A 17,542-nucleotide genomic window follows, 5' to 3' on the forward strand; every position below is an offset into this window, starting at 1 on the left:
CGGTCAGCGGGCGGTCAACCGGTAGTCAGTGCGATTTGGCAGGATCGCGCACGCATCTGAAGAAGCCCATTCCCATCAAGGCGGCAGGTGTCCCATTCACATCATCACCGCTCCCCACGAATTCAATGCCGACGACCTCTTCGTCGATCTGGAACCCCTCGTCGGTGAACCGTTGATGCTGAAATGCGAGGGATTCAATTTCGCCGGTTCCATCAAGCTCAAGGCCGCGCGCGCGATGGTGGACGCCGCCGAACGCCGGGGGCGCCTGCGTCCCGGCTCCACCCTGGTGGAGAGCTCCTCGGGGAACCTCGGTGTGGCACTGAGCCTGCTGGCCGCCTCCCGGGGCTACCGCTTCCTCTGCGTGACCGACTCCCGCTGCACCCTCGGCGCCCGCCAGCTGATGCAGGCGCTGGGCAGCGAGGTGCACGTCATCACCACCCCGGACCCGGTGGACGGGCTGCTCGGCGCGCGCCTCGCGCACGTCCGCGAACTGTGCGCCGGCAACGAGGACTTCCTCTGGCTCAACCAGTACGCCAACCCGGACAACGGGCAGGCCCACTACGACACCACCGGCCCGGAGATCCTCAAGGCCTTCCCCGACCTGTCGGTCCTCTTCGTCGGGGCCGGGACCACCGGCACCCTGATGGGCTGCGCCCGCTACCTGCGCGACCACAAGCCGTCGGTCCGGGTGGTCGCGGTGGACGCGGAGGGGTCGGTCACCTTCGGCGGCCCCGCCCGGACCCGCATGATCCCGGGGCTGGGCACCGGCGTCCGGCCGCCCCTGCTGGACGAGTCGCTCGTCGACGACGTGGTGCTGGTCGCCGAGCCCGACACCATCCGCAGCTGCCGCCGGCTGGCCCGCCGCGGCTTCCTCTTCGGCGGGTCCACCGGCACCGTCGTCAGCGGCGCCCTCGCGTGGCTCGCACGGCATCCGCTGCCGCCCGGCGGCCGGGCCGTCGCCATCGCCCCCGACCTCGGCGAGCGCTACCTGGACACCGTGTACCAGGAGCAGTGGGTCGTCGACCTCTACGGCCCGCGAGCCCTGGACGACGACGTGCCCGCCCGGGTCGGCTGAGCCGCCCGCAGTCCCGGCTCCCGCCGCCCCGCTCCCACCCCCGTAGCAGCGGCCCCGCCCTTCCACCGTGACGCGTCCAGGAGACACCATGACCCCACCCGCCGACACCGCCCTGCCGTTGACGGGCGCCCAGTCGGGCATCTGGTTCGACGAGCGGCTCTCGCAGGGGCGACTGGCCTACAACATGGCCGACTACCTCGACATCTCCGGCCCGCTCGACGCGGACCTGCTGCGCCGGGCCCTGGAGACGGTGCTGGACGAGGCCGAGTGCACCAGGGCGCGGTTCTCCGAGACGGACGGCGTCCCCGTCCAGCACGTCCGGCCGCTCGGGGAACTGCCGCTGCGGCAGCTGGACCTCAGCGGCGCCGCCGATCCGGTCGCCGAGGCCCTCCGGCTCTTCGACGAGGACCTGCACCGGCCCTTCCGGCTCACCGGGAGCCTGCTGTTCCGGTTGACCCTGGTGCGGATCGCCGCCGACCGCCACCTGCTCCACCTGGCCATGCACCACCTGCTCGCCGACGGATACAGCCGGCTCGCGGTCTACCGCAGGCTCAGTGAGGTCTACGGCGGCCCGGCCGCCGACGGGAGCGGACCGCCCGGAACCCCGCTGCCCCCGCTGCGGGTGCTGCTGGACGCCGAGACGGCGTACCTGGCCTCGCCCGCCGTCGAGCGCGACCGGCTCTTCTGGGAGCGCCACCTCCCGCGGGACGCCGAACCGACCGGCCTGGCCACCGGGGACCCCGTACCCGGCACCGCGTTCCTGCGGGTCACCCGCACCGTCGACGCCGCCGCCGCGGCCACCCTGCGCGCCGCCGCGGCGGACGCCGGGGTGACCTGGCCGACCTTCGCCATCGCCGCGACGGCCGCCTACGTCGCCAAGGCCACCGGCAACCCCGAGGTGCTGCTGACCCTCCCGGTGACCGCGCGGCAGTCCGCGCTCGCCCGCACCGTGCCCGGGATGGTCGCCAACTACCTGCCGTTCCCGGCCCGGCTCCCCGCCTCCACGACGGTGGCGGAGCTGCTCACCGCGACCTCCCGGACCCTCGCCCGGTCGCTGCGGCACCAGCGCTACCCGGCCGAGCGGCTGCGCCGGGCGATGGGTCTGACGGCGGGCGACCGGCGGCCGTTCGGACCGTTCGTCAACGTCCTGCCGCAGAACCCGGAGATCCGCCTCGGCCCCTGCCGGGCGGTGCTGCACAACCTCTCCACCGGCATCGTCGACGACCTGATGATCACCGTCCTGGACTCCGCCGGCGGCGGCCTGGAACTCCATATGAACGGCAACCCCGCGCTCTACCGGCCCGAGGAGATCCGCGGCCACCTGAGCCGGTTCGAGGTGTTCCTGCGCCGGCTGGCGTCGGCCCCGGCCCCCACCCCGCTCGGCCGGCTGGAGACGGTCACCGAGGACGAACGCGCCGAGCTGCTCGCCGCCGGCACCGGAGCCACCGGCCCGGTGCACGGCGCCGTGGTGGAGCGGATACGGGAGCGCGCCGAGCAGGACCCGGCGGCCACCGCCCTGGCGGAGGGCGAACTGACCGTCTCCTACGGTCAGTTGGTGACCTGGGCCGATGCGATGGCGCGGCGGCTGACCGAGGCCGGCGTGGGACCCGGCGCACTGGTGGGCGTGCTGGCCGAACCCGGCGCGGTCTTCCTCGGCACGGTGCTGGCCGTCCTCCAGGCCGGCGGCGCCTGGGTCCCGCTGGACGTACGGGCCCCGGCCGCCCGGGCCGCCGGGCTGCTCACCGACGCCCGCGTCGGCCACCTGGTCGTCGGCCCCGGATGCGCCGCGTCCGCCGACGAGGTGACCGCGCTGACCGGCCACCCGGTCCGGCGGCTGGCCGCGGACCGGGACTTCGCCGCGGCGGCCGCGCCCACCACGCTGTCCGCCCCGGCGGGCGCGGAGCGGGACCCCGCCTACGTGATCTTCACCTCGGGGTCGACCGGCCGGCCGAAGGGCGCGATCGTCGAACGCCGCGGGATGCTCAACCACCTCCTCGCCAAGATCGAGGACCTCGGACTCGGGCCCGGCGACACGGTGGTGTGGAACGCGCCGGTGACCTTCGACGTGTCGGTGTGGCAGATGCTCGGCCCGCTGCTGGCCGGCGGCGCCGTGCAGATCGTCCCGCACGACGTCGCGGCCGACCCCGAGGCGCTGTTCGGCACCGTCGCGGACCACGCGGTGACGGTGCTGGAGGTCGTCCCGTCGCTGCTGCGCGCCGCGCTGGACCTCTGGCAGGTCTCGGACACCGGCCCCGACACCGGCTCCCTCCGCTGGCTGATGGTCACCGGCGAGGCGCTGCCGGCGGACCTGTGCGCACGCTGGTGGCGGATCGCCGGGGTGCCGATGGTGAACGCCTATGGACCCACGGAGTGTTCGGACGACGTGACCCACGCCGTGCTGCGGCCGGGGCAGGAGCTGGGCGCCCGAGTCCCCATCGGCCGCCCGGTGCGCAACACCGTCCTGCACGTGCTCGGCGGCGATCTGCGCCCGGTCCCGGTGGGCCAGGTGGGCGAACTCTTCGTGGGCGGCGCCGGGGTGGGCCGCGGGTACCTCTCCGACCCGGTCAAGACCGCCGCCTCGTTCGTCGCCGACCCCTTCGCCGGGGGCGGGCCCGGATGTACCGCACCGGCGACCGCGTGGTGCGCCGCCCCGACGGCCAGCTGGAGTTCGTCGAGCGCCTGGACCACCAGGTCAAGGTGCGCGGACACCGGATCGAACTGGGCGAGGTGGAGGCCGCGCTGCGCGAGGTCGCGGGGTGGCCGACGCGGCGGTGCGGGCGGTCTCCGGCCCGTCCGGCGCCACCCGCCTGATCGCCTACGTCGTCGCGCCGGACCTGCCCACGGACGCGGTGCGCGACGCGGTCGCCGCGGCGCTGCCGGAGTACATGGTGCCGTCGGGCTGGGTCGCGCTGGAGCGGATGCCGCTGACCGCGCACGGCAAGGTGGACCGCCGGGCGCTGCCCGACCCCGCCGGCGCCCCCGCCCCGGTCGCCCGGCGGCGCCGCGGACCGCGGCCGGGGCCGAGACGGTGCTCTGCGAGACCTTCGCCGAGGTGCTGCACCTGCCCGAGGTCCAGGCCGACGACAGCTTCTTCGCCCTCGGCGGCGACTCCATCACCGCGATCCAGGTGGTGAGCCGGGCGCGGACCCGCGGGGTGACGCTCACCCCCGGGCGATCTTCGACCACCGCACCCCGCCGCCCTCGCCGTGCACCACCCCGTGCGAGGGGACCAGGACACCCCCGCGGGAACAACACCCCGCACCGCGGCGGCCGATGACGGCGTGGGGGACGTCGAACCCACCCCGATCATCGCCCAGCTCTGCGAGGACCTGACCACGCTCGACGGGCCGGCCGCGCAGTACAGCCAGTACCTGGTCCTCCGCACACCCCCCGAACTGACCGCCGAACGCCTCGTCCCCGCGCTGCAGTCCCTCCTCGACCGCCACGACGTGCTCCGGCTGCGGCTGCACGAACCGGCGCCCGGGGTCTGGACGCTGCGCACCGGGGAGCCCGGCACGGTCGACGCCGGCACCCTGGTCCACACCGCGGACGGCACCCCGAACGACCCGGCCGCCCTCGAACGGACCGTGGCCGCGCAGGTCGAGGCGGCCCGCGCCCGGCTCGACCCGCGCGGCGGCGTGATGCTCCAGGCGGTGCTGCTCGGCCGCGGACCGGACGGCACCGGCCGTCTGCTGCTGCTGGCGCACCACACGGTCGTCGACGGCGTCTCCTGGCGCATCCTCCTCGCCGACCTGCGCTCCGCCTGCGAGGCGGTCGAGGCCGGGGAGCCCCCGGAGCCGGCGCGGGTCCCCACCTCCTACCGGCGCTGGGCGTCCCTGCTGGCCCGCGAGTCCCGCTCCGGCCGGCGGATCGCCGAACTCGACCACTGGCGGCGGCAGACCGGCGGCCCGGCCACCGGCGCCGGTCTCGGCCGGCGCCCCCTCGACCCGGCCCGCGACACCTACGGCCGGGCCGGCCGGCTGCGGCTGCACCTGCCCGAGGACACCACCGCAGCCCTGCTCACCTCCGCCGTCACCGCCTTCCACGGCGAGATCAACGACCTCCTGCTGGCCGCGCTCGCCCTGGCCGTCGGCCGCTGGCGGTCCCGGCACGACCCGGACGCAGGCCCGCGGGTCCTGGTCGAACTCGAAGGCCACGGACGCGAGGAGCTCGACGCCACGGCCGACCTGTCCCGCACGGTCGGCTGGTTCACCTCCGTCTTCCCCGTCCTGCTCGACCCCGGGGAGTTCGACGCCGCCGAGGCGTGGGACGCCGGGCCGGCCCTGGCCACCGTCGTCAAGCGGACCAAGGAGCAGCTGCGCGCGGTGCCCGACCGCGGCCTCGGCCACGGCCTGCTGCGCCACCTCAACCCGCAGACCGCCCGGCTGCTGGCGGCCGGCGGAACCCCGGAGATCGGCTTCAACTACCTCGGGCGGTTCACCGCGGACGGTGCGGCCGGCCCGTGGACCATGGACGGCACGCACGCGGTCGTCGGCACCGGCGTCCACCCCGCCATGCCGCTGCGCCACCCGCTGGCGGTCACCGCCGTCACCGAGGACCTCGGGACCGGACCGCGGCTGGCCGCGGACTGGCTGTGGGCCGACGGCGTGCTGACCGCCGCGGACGTCGAGGAGATCGCCCGGGCTGGTTCGAGGCGCTGCGGGCCGTGGTGCGCCACCTCGCGCTGCCGGACGCCGGCGGACCCTCCCCGTCGGACTTCCCGCTGGTCACCCTGACCCAGGAGGAGACCGACGCACTGGCGCGGGAGAGCACCGGAGCCCTGACGGACGTGCTGCCGCTCACCGCGTTCCAGCGCGGCCTGCTGTTCCAGGCCCAACTGCGCGGCGACGGACCCGACCTCTACACCCTCCAGATCTCCGCCGACCTGGCCGGCCCGCTCGACACCACGGCACTGGAACGGTCGATGGCCGCCCTGCTGCACCGCCACCCCCAGCTCGCGGCGGGCTTCCGCTACCGCGCCGCCGGCGACCCGGTCGCCGTACTGCGCGAGGGCGTCACCGTGCCGCTCACCCGCGCCGACTGCCGCACCCTGTCCGCCGAGGAGCGCGCGGCGGAACTCTCCCGCCTCGCCGCGGCCGACCGGGAGCGTCACTTCGACCTCGCCCACCCGCCCCTGATGCGCTGGACGCTGGTCCGTCTCGACGACCGGCGGCACCGGCTGATCTGGACCCTGCACCACATCCTGGTCGACGGCTGGTCCATGCCGGTCCTCGTCCGGGAACTGCTGACCTGCTACGCGGACGGCGGCGACGCCCGGGACCTGCCCGCCCCGGTGCCGTTCCGCGCCTACCTGTCCTGGCTCGCCGCGCAGGACCGGGAAGCGGCCCGGGTCGTCTGGCGGTCGGCGCTGGAGGGCGTCACCGGACCGGTGTACCTCTGCGCGGCCGAACCGGGCCGGGAACCGGTCGAGCCCGCCTCGGTGCCGCTGCTGCTGACCGGGGCCGAAACGGCCGCGCTCACCGGCTTCGCGGCGGCGCAGGGGCTCACCGTCAACACCCTCCTGCTGGGCGCCTGGGCGGCCCTGCTGAGCCGGACGACCGGACGCGACGACGTGCTGTTCGGCTCGATCGTCTCCACCCGTCCCGGCGCGCTGCCCGGCGTGGAGTCCATCGTCGGACCGTTCCTCAACACCCTCCCGGTGCGTGCCGCGCTGCGTCCGGACGAGCCGGCGACCGACTTCCTGCACCGGTTGCAGAAGGAGCAGTCCGCGCTGCGCGACGCCGACCACCTGGGACTCGCCGAGATGCTCGGGGGCAACCCCGCGCTCGCCGCGGCCGGTGAACCCTTCGACACGGTCCTGGTCTTCGAGAACTTCCCGACCGTGACCACCGACGACCTGCCCGCCGGAGCCGGCCTGCGGGTGGCCGACGCGGGCGCCCGCGACGCCCGCCACCACCCCCTCAGCCTCGTGGTGCGGACCGGCACCCGCATGGAGATCCGCTTCGACCACGCGCCCGACGTCCTGGACCGGGCCACCGTCGAGGCGCTCGCCACGGCCTTCCGGCGGCTGCTCCTGGGGCTGGTGGAGCACCCCGGCCGGCCCGTCGCCGGACCGGGGGCCCCGGTCCCCGACGAGGACGTGCCGCTTCGCTGCGGTGTCCCGGCGCCCGCCGGCGGGACGGACCGGTCCGACACCGGGCCGGCCCCGGACGCGGCGGCCGCCGAGGTGGCGCTGCTGTGCGGACTGTTCGCGGAGGTCCTGGGGCGCGAACAGGTCGGCCCGCAGGACAACTTCTTCCTGCTGGGCGGGGACTCGATCAGCGCGATCCAGGTCGTCGGCCGGGCCCGCGCGAAGGGGCTGCCCCTGACCGCCGGGCAGGTCTTCCGGCTGCGCACCCCCGCCGCCCTCGCCGCCGCACGGCCACCCGCCGAGGAATCCGCCCCGGACGAGGCGGGCACCACCGCGGACCCGGCGGACCCGGCGGACCTCCTCGGCCTGGACGGCGACGAACTCGCCGCCCTCGAAGGCGAGTTGGCGGACCTCGACACCGAGCTGGAGTCATGATGGCGACCCCTCCCACGACCCGGCCGGGCAGTGAGTTCCTGCCGCTGTCGCCGCTGCAGCGCGGCTTCCTCTTCCACGCCGACCTGGTGCAGGACGGCCCCGACATCCACGTCCTGCAGTTCACGGCCGACCTCGCCGGCCCCCTCGACGAGGACCGGCTGCGCGCCGCGGTGCGCACCCAGTTCGTCCGCCACCCCAACCTGCGGGCCTGCTTCCGCACTCGCCGGTCGGGCGAACCGGTGCAGGTGCTGCCCGCCGCCGTGCCGCTGCGCTGGACCTCGCTCGACCTCGGCCACCTGCCCCCCGACGGGCAGGCCGCCGAACTGGAACGGATCACCGAGGCCGACCGGACCGAACGCTTCGACCTGACCCGCCCGCCGCTGCTGCGGTGCACCCTCGTCCGCCGCGCCGACGGCCGGTACCGCTTCCTGCTCACCGTGCACCACATCGTGGTGGACGGCTGGTCCATGCCGCTGCTGCTCTCCGGCCTCTTCGAGGACTACGCCGCCGCGTCCGGCACCGCCGCCCCCGCCGTACGCCCGGGGACCGGCTACCGGGACCACCTGGCCTGGCTGGCCCGCCAGGACGGCCGGGCGGCACGCCGGGCGTGGCGCGAGGCGCTGTCGGGGCTGTCCGAACCGTCCCTGGTCGCGCCGGACGACCCGGGCCGCACCGCCGTCGTCCCGCACACCGTCCGCGGCCATCTGTCCCCACCGGCCGCCGGACGGCTGGCCGGCTGGGCGCGCGGCCACCAGCTGACTACCGGCACGGTGGTCCAGGGCGGTTGGGGACTCCTCGTCGGCCAGCTCACCGGCCGCTCCGACGTCACCTTCGGGGTGGTGGACTCCGGCCGCCCGGCCGAACTGCCCGGCGTCGACTCGCTGGTCGGGATGTTCGCCAACACCCTGCCCGCCCGGCTGCGGATCGACCCGGCCCGCCCCCTGACCGAGGTGTTCACCGCCTTCATGGACCGGCAGGCGGACCTGCTCCCGCACCGGCACCTCGGCCTCGTCGACATCCAGCAACTCGTCGGCGGCGCGACCCTCCTGGACACCGCTGTCCTGTTCCAGAACTACCCGCGGACCGGCGAGGACGCCTTCACCGAACTGACCGGCCTGCGCCTGCTCGCCTCCGACATCCGCAACGACACCGAGTTCCCGCTCAGCCTGGTCGTCCTGCCCGGCGACGGCCTCGAACTGCGCCTGCAGCACCACCCAGGACTCTTCACCGAGCAGGCCGCCCGCCGGCTGCTGGACCGGGCCACCCGGCTGCTGGAACGCCTCCCCGACGTCGCCGGCGAACCGGCCGGCCGCCTCGACCTCCTCGTACCCGAGGAACGGGAACGCGTACTGGCCGGGTACAACGACACCGTCCGGCCCGCCCCCGGCCGGCTCCTGCCGGACGCCCTCGCCCGGCGGGCCGCCGAGGACCCGGACCGGGTCGCCGTGGAGAGCGACCACCGGACGCTGACCGCGGGCGCGCTGGAGAGCCGCGCCAACCGGCTCGCCCGGCACCTGCTCGACCAGGGCGCCGGGCCGGGGTCCGTCGTCGCCGTGGCGCTGCCCCGCACCTGCGACCTGCTGGTCGCCGTGCTCGCCGTCCTCAAGACCGGCGGCGCCTTCCTCGCGGTCGACCCCGACCACCCGCGCACCCGCATCCGGTACATGCTGGACGACGCCCGCCCCGCCGTGCTGCTGAGCGCCACCGCCGAGGCCGCCGCCATCGGCTGGCCGGGCCGCACCGTCCTGGTGGACCGGCCCGCCGTCGGAGAACTGCTGGACACCCTCACCGACGGCGACCTCACCGACGCAGAGCGGGGCGGTCCGCTCCACCCCGCCCTGCCCGCCTACATCCTGTACACCTCGGGCTCGACCGGCCGGCCGAAGGGCGTCGTGGTCCCGCACGGCGCGCTCGCCAACTTCCTCCACGATCTGCCGCGCAGAGTGCCGCTGGCCAGGGACGACCGCATCCTGGCCACCACCACCTTCGGGTTCGACATCGCCCTGCTGGAGCTCTTCCTGCCGCTGCTGACCGGCACCGGGCTGGTCCTCGCCGACCGGTCCACCACTCGCGACCCGGCGGCCCTCGCGGCGGCGATACGGGCCCACGGCGCGACCGTCCTGCAGGCCACCCCCAGCCAGTTGCAGGCGCTGCTGACCGCGCAGCCCGGCTGCCTGACCGGCCTGCGCCTGCTGTCCGGGGGAGAGGCGCTGAGCGCGGCGCTCGCCGAGGGGCTGCTCCGGCACGCCGGTTCCCTCGTCAACTTCTACGGGCCCACCGAGGCCACCGTCTACGTCACCGCGCACGAGGTACGGGCGCCGGTCGACCGCACCCCGCCCATCGGCACCCCGCTGGCCAACACCCGCGGATACGTCCTGGACGCGGCGCTGCGACCGGTGCCGCCCGGCGTCGTGGGCGAGCTCTACCTGGCCGGGGCGCAACTGGCCGACGGCTACCTCGGCCGCCCCGCGCTGACCGCCGAACGCTTCGTCGCCGACCCGCACGGCGCTCGGGGCACCCGCATGTACCGCACCGGCGACCTGGCCCGCTGGGACACCGACGGACGGCTGGAGTACCTCGGCCGGACCGACCACCAGATCAAGGTGCGCGGCCACCGCATCGAACCCGGCGAGATCGAGGCGGCCCTCGTCGCCCAGCCCGGGGTGACCCAGGCCGTGGTGGTGCCCCGCACGTACGCGGCGGACGACGTACGGCTGGTCGCCTACCTCGTCACCCCCGACCCGGACCCGGACACCGCGCGGATCCGCGAAGGGGTGGCCGCCGCGCTGCCCTCCTACATGGTCCCGGCGGCCTTCGTCCGCCTGGACGCGCTGCCGCTCGGGACCAGCGGCAAGGTCGACCGCGCCCGGCTCCCGGAGCCGCCGGCCGTCACCCCGGCCCGGCCCCTCCCGCCCTCCGGCACCCCCGCGCTGGACATCCTGCGCGGCCTGTTCGCCGATGCCCTGGGCTGCGCCGACGTCGGCCCGGACGACGACTTCTTCGTCCTGGGCGGCCACTCCCTCCTGGCGACCCGGCTGGTCAGCCGGGTCCGGGCCGCGCTCGGGGCCGAACTGTCGGTCCGCGCCCTCTTCGACCACCGCACGCCGGCCGCCCTCGCCGGCCACCTCACCGCCGCACCGGCCGCCCGGGAACCGCTGCGCCCGCAGGAACGGCCGTCCTTCGTGCCGCTGTCGCACATGCAGCAGCGGCTGTGGTTCCTCAACCGCCTCGCCCCCGGCGGCGGCGCCTACCACGTGGCCTCGGCGGTCCGCCTCACCGGCGCGCCGGACACCGGGGCACTGCGCGCCGCGCTGGGCGACCTCACCGACCGCCACGAGGTGCTCCGCACCGTCTACCCCGAACTGGCCGGCGTCCCCGGCCAGGTGGTGGTGGACGCCGCCGAGGCCCGGCCGGACCTGCCGCGGTACGAGGTGACCGGGGGCGAGCGGGAGCTGACCGCCCGCCTGGCGGCCGAGTGCGCCGCCGACTTCGACCTGACCACGGAACTCCCGCTGCGCGCCCGGCTGTTCCGGCTCGGGCCCGCGGAGCACGTGCTGCTGCTGGTGATGCACCACATCGCCGTCGACGGCTGGTCGCTGGAGGTCCTGGCCGGCGAACTCTCCGCGGCGTACCGGGCGCGGACCGCCGGCCGCGCCCCCGAGCTGCCCCAACTACCGGTGAACTACGCCGACTTCACGCTGTGGCAGCGGCGCCTGCTCGGCACCGAGGACGACCCCGAGAGCCTCCAGAACCGGCAACTCGACTACTGGACCACCACTCTGCGCGGCATGCCCGAGGAGCTGGAGCTGCCCACCGACCACCGGCGGCCGCAGATGGCCGGGTACGCCGGTGACGCGGTCGGTTTCACCGTGCCCGCCGAGATCCACCGCCGGCTGGCCGCGCTGGCGGTCTCCGCCGGCGTCAGCCCCTTCATGGTGCTCCAGGCCGCCCTCGCCGTCACGCTCACCAAGCTGGGCGCCGGCACCGACATCCCCCTCGGCACCCCGGTGGCGGGCCGCACCGACGCCGCCCTGCACGACCTGGTCGGCTTCTTCGTCAACACCCTCGTCCTGCGCACCGACACCGGCGGCGACCCGACCTTCGGCGAACTGCTGCACCGGGTCAGGGAGGCCGACCTCGGTGCCTACGCGCACCAGGACCTGCCGTTCGAGCGCCTGGTGGAGGCGCTGGGCCCCACCCGCTCCCTGGCGCGCCAGTCCCTGTTCCAGGTCATGCTCATCCTCCAGAACACCGAGCGCTCCACGTTCTCCCTGGACGGGCTGGAGTGCGCCCCGGTGGAGGTGGGCCTGGGCGTCAAGTTCGACCTCGCCTTCGAGATCGCCGAGGAGCACGACGCCGACGGACCGGCGGGCCTCACCGGCCGGCTGGAGTTCGCCACCGATCTGTACACCCGCCCCACCGCCGAGCGGCTCGCGGAGCGCTTCGTCCGCCTGCTGACCGCCGCGGTCAGCAGGCCCACGGAACGGCTGAGCTCCCTTCCGGTCCTGGCGCCCGGGGAGCGCCGGCAGATCCTGGAGCGGTGGAGCGCCGACCGGGAGTGGACCGCGCCCCCACCCGTCACCCTGCCGGACCTGTTCGAGCAGTGGGCGCGGCAGCAGCCCGGCCACCCCGCGTTCGTCTCCGACCGGGACCGGCTGACCTACCGCGAACTGGACGAGCGGGCCGGCCGGTTCGCCCGCCACCTGCGGGACCTCGGCGCCGGCCCGGGCACCCTGGTCGCCCTGGCGCTGCCCCGCTCGGCCGACCTGGTGGTCGCGCTGCTCGCGGTGCTCAAGACCGGCGCGGCCTACCTCCCGGTCGACCCGGCCTACCCCACCGCGCGGATCACGCAGATGCTGACCGACGCCCGGCCCGCGCTCCTGGTCACCCGCACCGCGGTGCGGGCGTCGGGCGCGCTGCCCGGCGACGTGGTGGCGGAGGACCGGACCGTGCTGCTCGACGACGTCGCGACCGCGGAGTCCGTCGCCGCCCGCCCCTCCCGGCCGCTGACCGACGACGAGCGGACCCGGCCCCTCACCCCCGCGGACCTCGCGTACGTGATCTACACCTCCGGGTCCACCGGGCGGCCCAAGGGCGTCGCGGTCAGCCACGCCACGGCCGCCGATCTCGCCCGCGACCACCGGGCCCGCCTCGGGCTCGGCCCGCACACCAGGGCCCTGCAGTTCGCGTCCTTCGGCTTCGACGCGGCCGTGTGGGAACTGTGCGTGTCGCTGTTCAGCGGCGGCACCCTGGTCCAGGCCGACGACGACCGGCGGGCCGGGGAGCCGCTGGCCGACACGATCGGCCGGCACGCGGTCAACCTCGCGGTCCTGCCGCCGGTCGTGGTCGCCTCCCTCCCGCCGGACGCCCGGCTGCCCAAGGACATGCTGCTGGCGGTAGCGGGCTCGGCCTGCCCGCCGGAGCTCGTCGACCGCTGGGCCGGGGCCACCCGGATGGTCAACGCCTTCGGCCCGACCGAGACCACCGTCTGCTGCACCGTCAGCGACCGGCTCGAAGGAGGCCGCCCACCCATCGGCCGTCCCGTCGCCGGGCACCGCACCTACGTCCTCGACGATGCGCTGTCCCCGGTTCCGGCCGGCGTCACCGGAGAGCTCTACGTGGGCGGCACGGGCCTCGCGGTGGGCTACCTCAACCGCCCGGAGCTCACCGCGGAACGCTTCGTCGCCGACCCCTTCGGCGCCCCAGGCTCCCGTATGTACCGCACCGGAGACCTGGTGCGGTGGCTCCCCGACGGCACGCTGGACTACGTGGGCCGGGCCGACCAGCAGGTCAAGATCCGCGGCTTCCGGGTCGAACCCGGCGAGATCGAGAGCGCGTTGACCGATGAGCCCGGGGTGGCCCAGGCGGCCGTCGTCGCGCGCGAGGACCGCCCCGGGGACCTGCGGCTCGTCGGCTACCTGGTGCCCGAGACCGGGACCGAGCCCGAGCTCGCGGCGCTGCGTGCCGCGCTCGCCCGCAAACTGCCCGGCCACCTGGTGCCCGCGGCCCTCCTGGCCCTGCCGGAGCTGCCGCTGACCGCGCACGGCAAGCTGGACGTCGCCGCGCTGCCGGCGCCCGAGTGGCGCGGCACGCCGTCCCGGCCGCCCGCGCACGGGACCGAACGGCTGGTCGCCGACGCCTTCGCCGAGGTGCTCGGGGTCGACCGGGTCGGCGCCGAGGACGACTTCTTCGACCTCGGCGGCAACAGCATCGGCAGCGTCCAACTGGTCTCCCGGCTGGCCAAGGACGGCCTGCGGATCGCCGTCGCGGAGGTCTTCACCGCCCGCACGGTCGCCGCCCTGGCCGCGCTGGCCCGCCGCGGCCCGACGGCCCCGGGTGACGCCACGGTCCGGCACCTGGAGGAGCAGTGGACGGCCGGCGGGCTCGACGCGGGCACGCTCGACCCGTTCGCCCCCCTGCTGCCCATCCGGCCCACGGGTGAACTGCCGCCCTTGTGGTGCCTCCACGGCGGACTGGGCCTCAGCCTCCCGTACCTCGGCCTGGCCGCCCACATCGACCCGGCCCGCCCCCTGTACGGCCTCCAGGCGCCGCAGGCGAGCGGCGGCGCACCGCCGGCCACCCTGGAGGCGCAGGCCGACGCCTGCCTCCGGCTGATCCGGCGGATCCAGCCCGCGGGCCCCTACCACCTGATGGGCTGGTCCTACGGCGGACTGCTCGCCCACCAACTGGCCGTCCGGCTCCGGGACGCCGGGGACCGCGTGGCGTACCTGGCCAACCTCGACGCCTATCCGCACGACCCCGCCCACGACGGGCCGCTGGCGGGCGAGCGGGAACTCCTGGTGCGGTTCCTCGCGTACCTCGGGCACGAGGACGCGGCCGGGGCGGCCGACGGCGGCGCCGAGTCCGTCGCGCGCACGCTCCGCCGGCACGGGGGGACGTTCGCCCGGCTCGCCACCGAGGACGTCGAGCGGCTGATGGCCACCATGCGGCACCACGCCGATCTGGCGACCCGGTTCCGGCCCGGCCGTCACGAGGGCGAAATGACCCTGGTGGTCGCCGCCGCCGAGCGCTCCGCGGAGGCCACCGCGCACTCCGTCCGGCGCTGGCGGCAGCACGTGACCGGCGCGGTGCACCGGCACGACGTACCGCACGAGCACGAGTACCTGATGCACCCCGGACCGCAAGCGGCCATCGGGAAGATCCTCGACGACGACCTGCGCCGCCTCGCGGCGCGGCGCCCCGGAAGGCAGGCATGAGCACCCTCACCGTCGACACCCCGTCCGGACCGTCCGCCGCAGCCGGCGTCGTCCGGGAGACCTTCGCCCTGGCCGGGCGGCGCCTGCGCCACCTCCGCCGGGCCCCGGACGCACGGTGGGGCTCGTGATGAACCCGCTGGTGATGCTGCTCGCCGTGGGCTACCTGTTCAAGAACGCCATCGTCTCCCCGCACGGCGGTGCCTACCAGGAGTACCTGATGGCCGGCATCACCGCGCAAGTAGGGCTGGCCGGGGTGGGACCCACGGCGGTCAGCGTCGCCCTGGACCGGCGGGCCGGTCTCATGGACCGCTTCCGGTCGCTGCCCATCTCCCGGGCGGCGGTGCTGACCGCGCACGCGCTGGGCGACCTGCTGGTCGGGCTCGGGGTCCTGGTGGTGATCAGCCTCGTCGGCCTGGGCATCGGATGGCGGGTCCACGGTGACCCGCTGTCGGTCCTCGCCGGGTTCGGCGTCGCCGCCCTGTTCATCCTCGCCACCGTGTGGGTGGGCATCGCGCTGGGGATGACCGTGAGCAACATCGAGTCCGTCGACTCGATCGCGGCCCTCGGCCTGGTCGTCTGCACCTTCCTCTCGGACGCGGTCTTCTCGGCGTCCGCCATGCCCGCCTGGCTCCGCCCGGTGGTGGAGTGGAACCCGGTCACCGCGGTGGCCGACGCCATCCGCCACCTGTGGGGCAACCCGGTCCAGCCCGGCTCGGGCTTTCCCGGCCAGCACCCCTTCCTGGTCGCCGGCTGCTGGCTCGCGCTGCTGCTCGCCGGGGCCGTGACGGCCGCCCTGACCAGCTTCCGGTCGCGGGAGTGAGCCACGTCGTGCGGTGCGGCCACCGCCGGGCCCAGGGGCACCCGGCGGGCGAACCATACTGAGCAGTCGCTTACGATGGATCGGCATGTCCGCAACAGCACCAGGAGCCCCGTCCGTGACCGTCGAAGCCCTTCCGCCCGCCGCCCTCCCGTACGGCCGGCTCGTCCCCGTCACCGTCCACTTCGACGACCTCGACGCCCTGGGCATGCTCCACAACTCCCGCTACCCGCTGCTGGTCGAACGCGCCTGGGCGGAGTACTGGCACGGCCAGGGCTTCGGCTTCGACGGCGACTGGGCCGCGGCCGGCGACATGTGCAACGTCATCAAGGAGATGCGGGTCTCCTACGAGCGCCCGGTCACCCGCCCCGGCCACTACGCCGCCCACCTCTGGATCGAACGCCTCGGCCGCACCGGCCTCACCTACGGCTTCCGGCTCTGCTCGGCCGACGGCACCGAGACCTACGCGCACGGCCACCGCGTCCTGGTCCGGATCGACTCCGCCACACTGCGGCCCACGCCGTGGTCGGACCGGGCCCGCGCGGTCGCCGGCGAACTGATCCGGCCGGAGACGGACGAGCGGGAGACGGCGGCGGACGCGGCCTGATCCGCCGGACCGGGAACGGGCCGCGACCGGGACCGCTCCGGCTCAGGAACGTTCCAGGTCGCCCGCCACCGCGGGCGCGCCGCCCGAGGCCCTGCGGGCCGGGACGGCCAGTACCCGGGCGCCCACGACCAGACCGCAGGCCAGCGCCGTGACCAGCGCGAACGACACGGTCAGCGAACTGGCCTGGGCGATCCCGCCGATCGCGGACGGGGCGATCAGCCCGGACGTGTAGGTGATCGTGGCGACCCCGGCGATCGCCTGGCTCGGCGCCGGACCGCTGCGCCCGGCGGCCGCGAAGGCCAGCGGGACCACCACCGCGATGCCCAGGCCGATCAGCCCGAACCCGGCCATCGCCGTCACCGGGTGGCGGGCCGCGACGATCAGCAGCCCGCCGGCCGCCGCCAGCACGCCCCCGGCCCGTACCGTGCGCACCGCGCCGAAGCGGGCCACCACCTTGTCGCCGGCCAGTCGCGCGGCCGCCATGGTGCAGGAGAAGGCGGTGGTCGAGGCGGCCGCCAGGCCGGCGTCCGTGCCCAGCCGGTCGCGGAGGTAGACCGCCGACCAGTCCAGTCCGGCGCCCTCCGCGAACACCGCGCAGAATCCGATGGCCCCGATGATCACGGCCGACTTCGGCGGCAGCGCGAAGCGCGGCGGCGGATGCTCCTCGGGGGCACTGCGCAGGTCCAGCACGCCCTGGCAGGCGGCCACGCCCAGCAGGGTCAACACCAGCGCGGCACCGGCGAGATGGAGCCGGGCGTCCCATCCGGCGTGCGCGGCGAGGGTGCCGGCCGCCGAGCCGAGCAGGGCGCCCGCGCTCCACATCCCGTGCAGCCCCGACATGATGGGCCGCCCGAGCCGGTCCTCGGTCTCCACGCCGAGGGCGTTCATCGCGACGTCCGCCGTGCCGGAGGCCGCGCCGTACACCAGCAGCGCCGGGCAGAGCGCGTACAGGCCGGGGGAGAGGGCGGGCAGGACCAGCGAGAGGGTCCACAGCGCGAGCAGGCCGCGTAGTGCCGTCCGGGCGCCGAAGCGGTGGCTGATCCGGCCGGCCAGCGGCATGGCCAGCGACGCGCCGATCGCCGGGAAGGCGAGGGCCAGGCCGAGTTGGCCGGGGGAGATGCCGGTGTGGTCCTGGATCCAGGGGATGCGGGTGGCGAAGTTGCCGGTGACCGAGCCGTGGATGAGGAAGACCAGCGCGACGGCCCAACGGGCACGGCGCAGCCGGCCCCGGGGGAGCGGGGGGACGAGGGGGAGGGAGCCGTCGGGGGTGCCGGTGCCAGCCATGAGCGGTAAATTATCA

General features: G+C 75.6%; 10 protein-coding genes and 1 pseudogene. 10 read left to right on the forward strand and 1 reads right to left on the reverse strand.

The window, feature by feature from the left end:
• The first annotated feature begins 94 nt into the window (after positions 1-94).
• The 10 genes and pseudogenes from sbnA to OJ254_RS21330 all read left to right on the forward strand — a co-directional run bounded on the left by sbnA (position 95) and on the right by OJ254_RS21330 (position 16,242).
• Positions 95-1,075 (forward strand): 2,3-diaminopropionate biosynthesis protein SbnA, encoded by a 981-nt coding sequence (gene sbnA, locus OJ254_RS21295; protein ID WP_265365250.1) that lies wholly within the window; start codon positions 95-97, stop codon positions 1,073-1,075.
• 88 nt (positions 1,076-1,163) lie between these two features.
• A pseudogene (locus tag OJ254_RS21300) lies at positions 1,164-3,617 on the forward strand (AMP-binding protein); the annotation flags it as partial.
• Between the two features lie 229 nt (positions 3,618-3,846).
• Entirely contained in the window at positions 3,847-4,209 is a 363-nt protein-coding gene (locus OJ254_RS31695) for an AMP-binding enzyme (protein WP_423836029.1), read from the forward strand.
• Positions 4,104-4,352 (forward strand): phosphopantetheine-binding protein, encoded by a 249-nt coding sequence (locus OJ254_RS31700; protein WP_423836030.1) that lies wholly within the window; start codon positions 4,104-4,106, stop codon positions 4,350-4,352. Before OJ254_RS31695 ends, OJ254_RS31700 begins: the two co-directional genes overlap by 106 nt.
• Positions 4,353-4,356: 4 nt before the next feature.
• On the forward strand, positions 4,357-5,811 hold the full coding sequence (locus OJ254_RS21305) for a condensation domain-containing protein (RefSeq protein WP_265363597.1): 1,455 nt from the start codon (positions 4,357-4,359) through the stop codon (positions 5,809-5,811).
• Positions 5,742-7,601, forward strand: a complete 1,860-nt coding sequence (locus tag OJ254_RS21310; protein ID WP_265363598.1) for a condensation domain-containing protein — start codon at positions 5,742-5,744, stop codon at positions 7,599-7,601. The genes OJ254_RS21305 and OJ254_RS21310 overlap by 70 nt, the downstream gene beginning before the upstream one ends.
• The gene (locus OJ254_RS21315; protein WP_265363599.1) at positions 7,598-14,818 is read left to right on the forward strand and encodes a non-ribosomal peptide synthetase; all 7,221 of its coding nucleotides are present in this window, start codon (positions 7,598-7,600) and stop codon (positions 14,816-14,818) included. The genes OJ254_RS21310 and OJ254_RS21315 overlap by 4 nt, the downstream gene beginning before the upstream one ends.
• Positions 14,815-14,946: a hypothetical protein gene (locus OJ254_RS21320; protein WP_265363600.1), complete on the forward strand. Its 132-nt coding sequence runs from the start codon at positions 14,815-14,817 to the stop codon at positions 14,944-14,946. Before OJ254_RS21315 ends, OJ254_RS21320 begins: the two co-directional genes overlap by 4 nt.
• Positions 14,946-15,638, forward strand: coding sequence for an ABC transporter permease (locus OJ254_RS21325; RefSeq protein WP_265365251.1), 693 nt, complete (start codon positions 14,946-14,948; stop codon positions 15,636-15,638). The genes OJ254_RS21320 and OJ254_RS21325 overlap by 1 nt, the downstream gene beginning before the upstream one ends.
• Before the next feature lie 115 nt (positions 15,639-15,753).
• Positions 15,754-16,242 (forward strand): acyl-CoA thioesterase, encoded by a 489-nt coding sequence (locus OJ254_RS21330; protein ID WP_265363601.1) that lies wholly within the window; start codon positions 15,754-15,756, stop codon positions 16,240-16,242.
• A 42-nt stretch (positions 16,243-16,284) separates the two neighbouring features.
• On the opposite strand, the gene OJ254_RS21335 is transcribed toward OJ254_RS21330, so the two are convergent.
• Entirely contained in the window at positions 16,285-17,526 is a 1,242-nt protein-coding gene (locus OJ254_RS21335) for an MFS transporter (RefSeq protein WP_265363602.1), read from the reverse strand.
• Positions 17,527-17,542 lie beyond the last annotated feature (16 nt).

Origin of the sequence: Streptomyces endophytica (assembly GCF_026153355.1) — a bacterium.
Lineage (GTDB): Bacteria > Actinomycetota > Actinomycetes > Streptomycetales > Streptomycetaceae > Streptomyces > Streptomyces endophytica.

Bases quoted from the DNA above. Each gene is read 5' to 3' on its own strand.
- OJ254_RS21335 (WP_265363602.1), bottom strand. From the start codon at position 17,526: ATGGCTGGCACCGGCACCCCCGACGGCTCCCTCCCCCTCGTCCCCCCG.
- OJ254_RS21320 (WP_265363600.1), top strand. From the start codon at position 14,815: ATGAGCACCCTCACCGTCGACACCCCGTCCGGACCGTCCGCCGCAGCC.
- OJ254_RS21325 (WP_265365251.1), top strand. From the start codon at position 14,946: ATGAACCCGCTGGTGATGCTGCTCGCCGTGGGCTACCTGTTCAAGAAC.
- OJ254_RS21315 (WP_265363599.1), top strand. From the start codon at position 7,598: ATGATGGCGACCCCTCCCACGACCCGGCCGGGCAGTGAGTTCCTGCCG.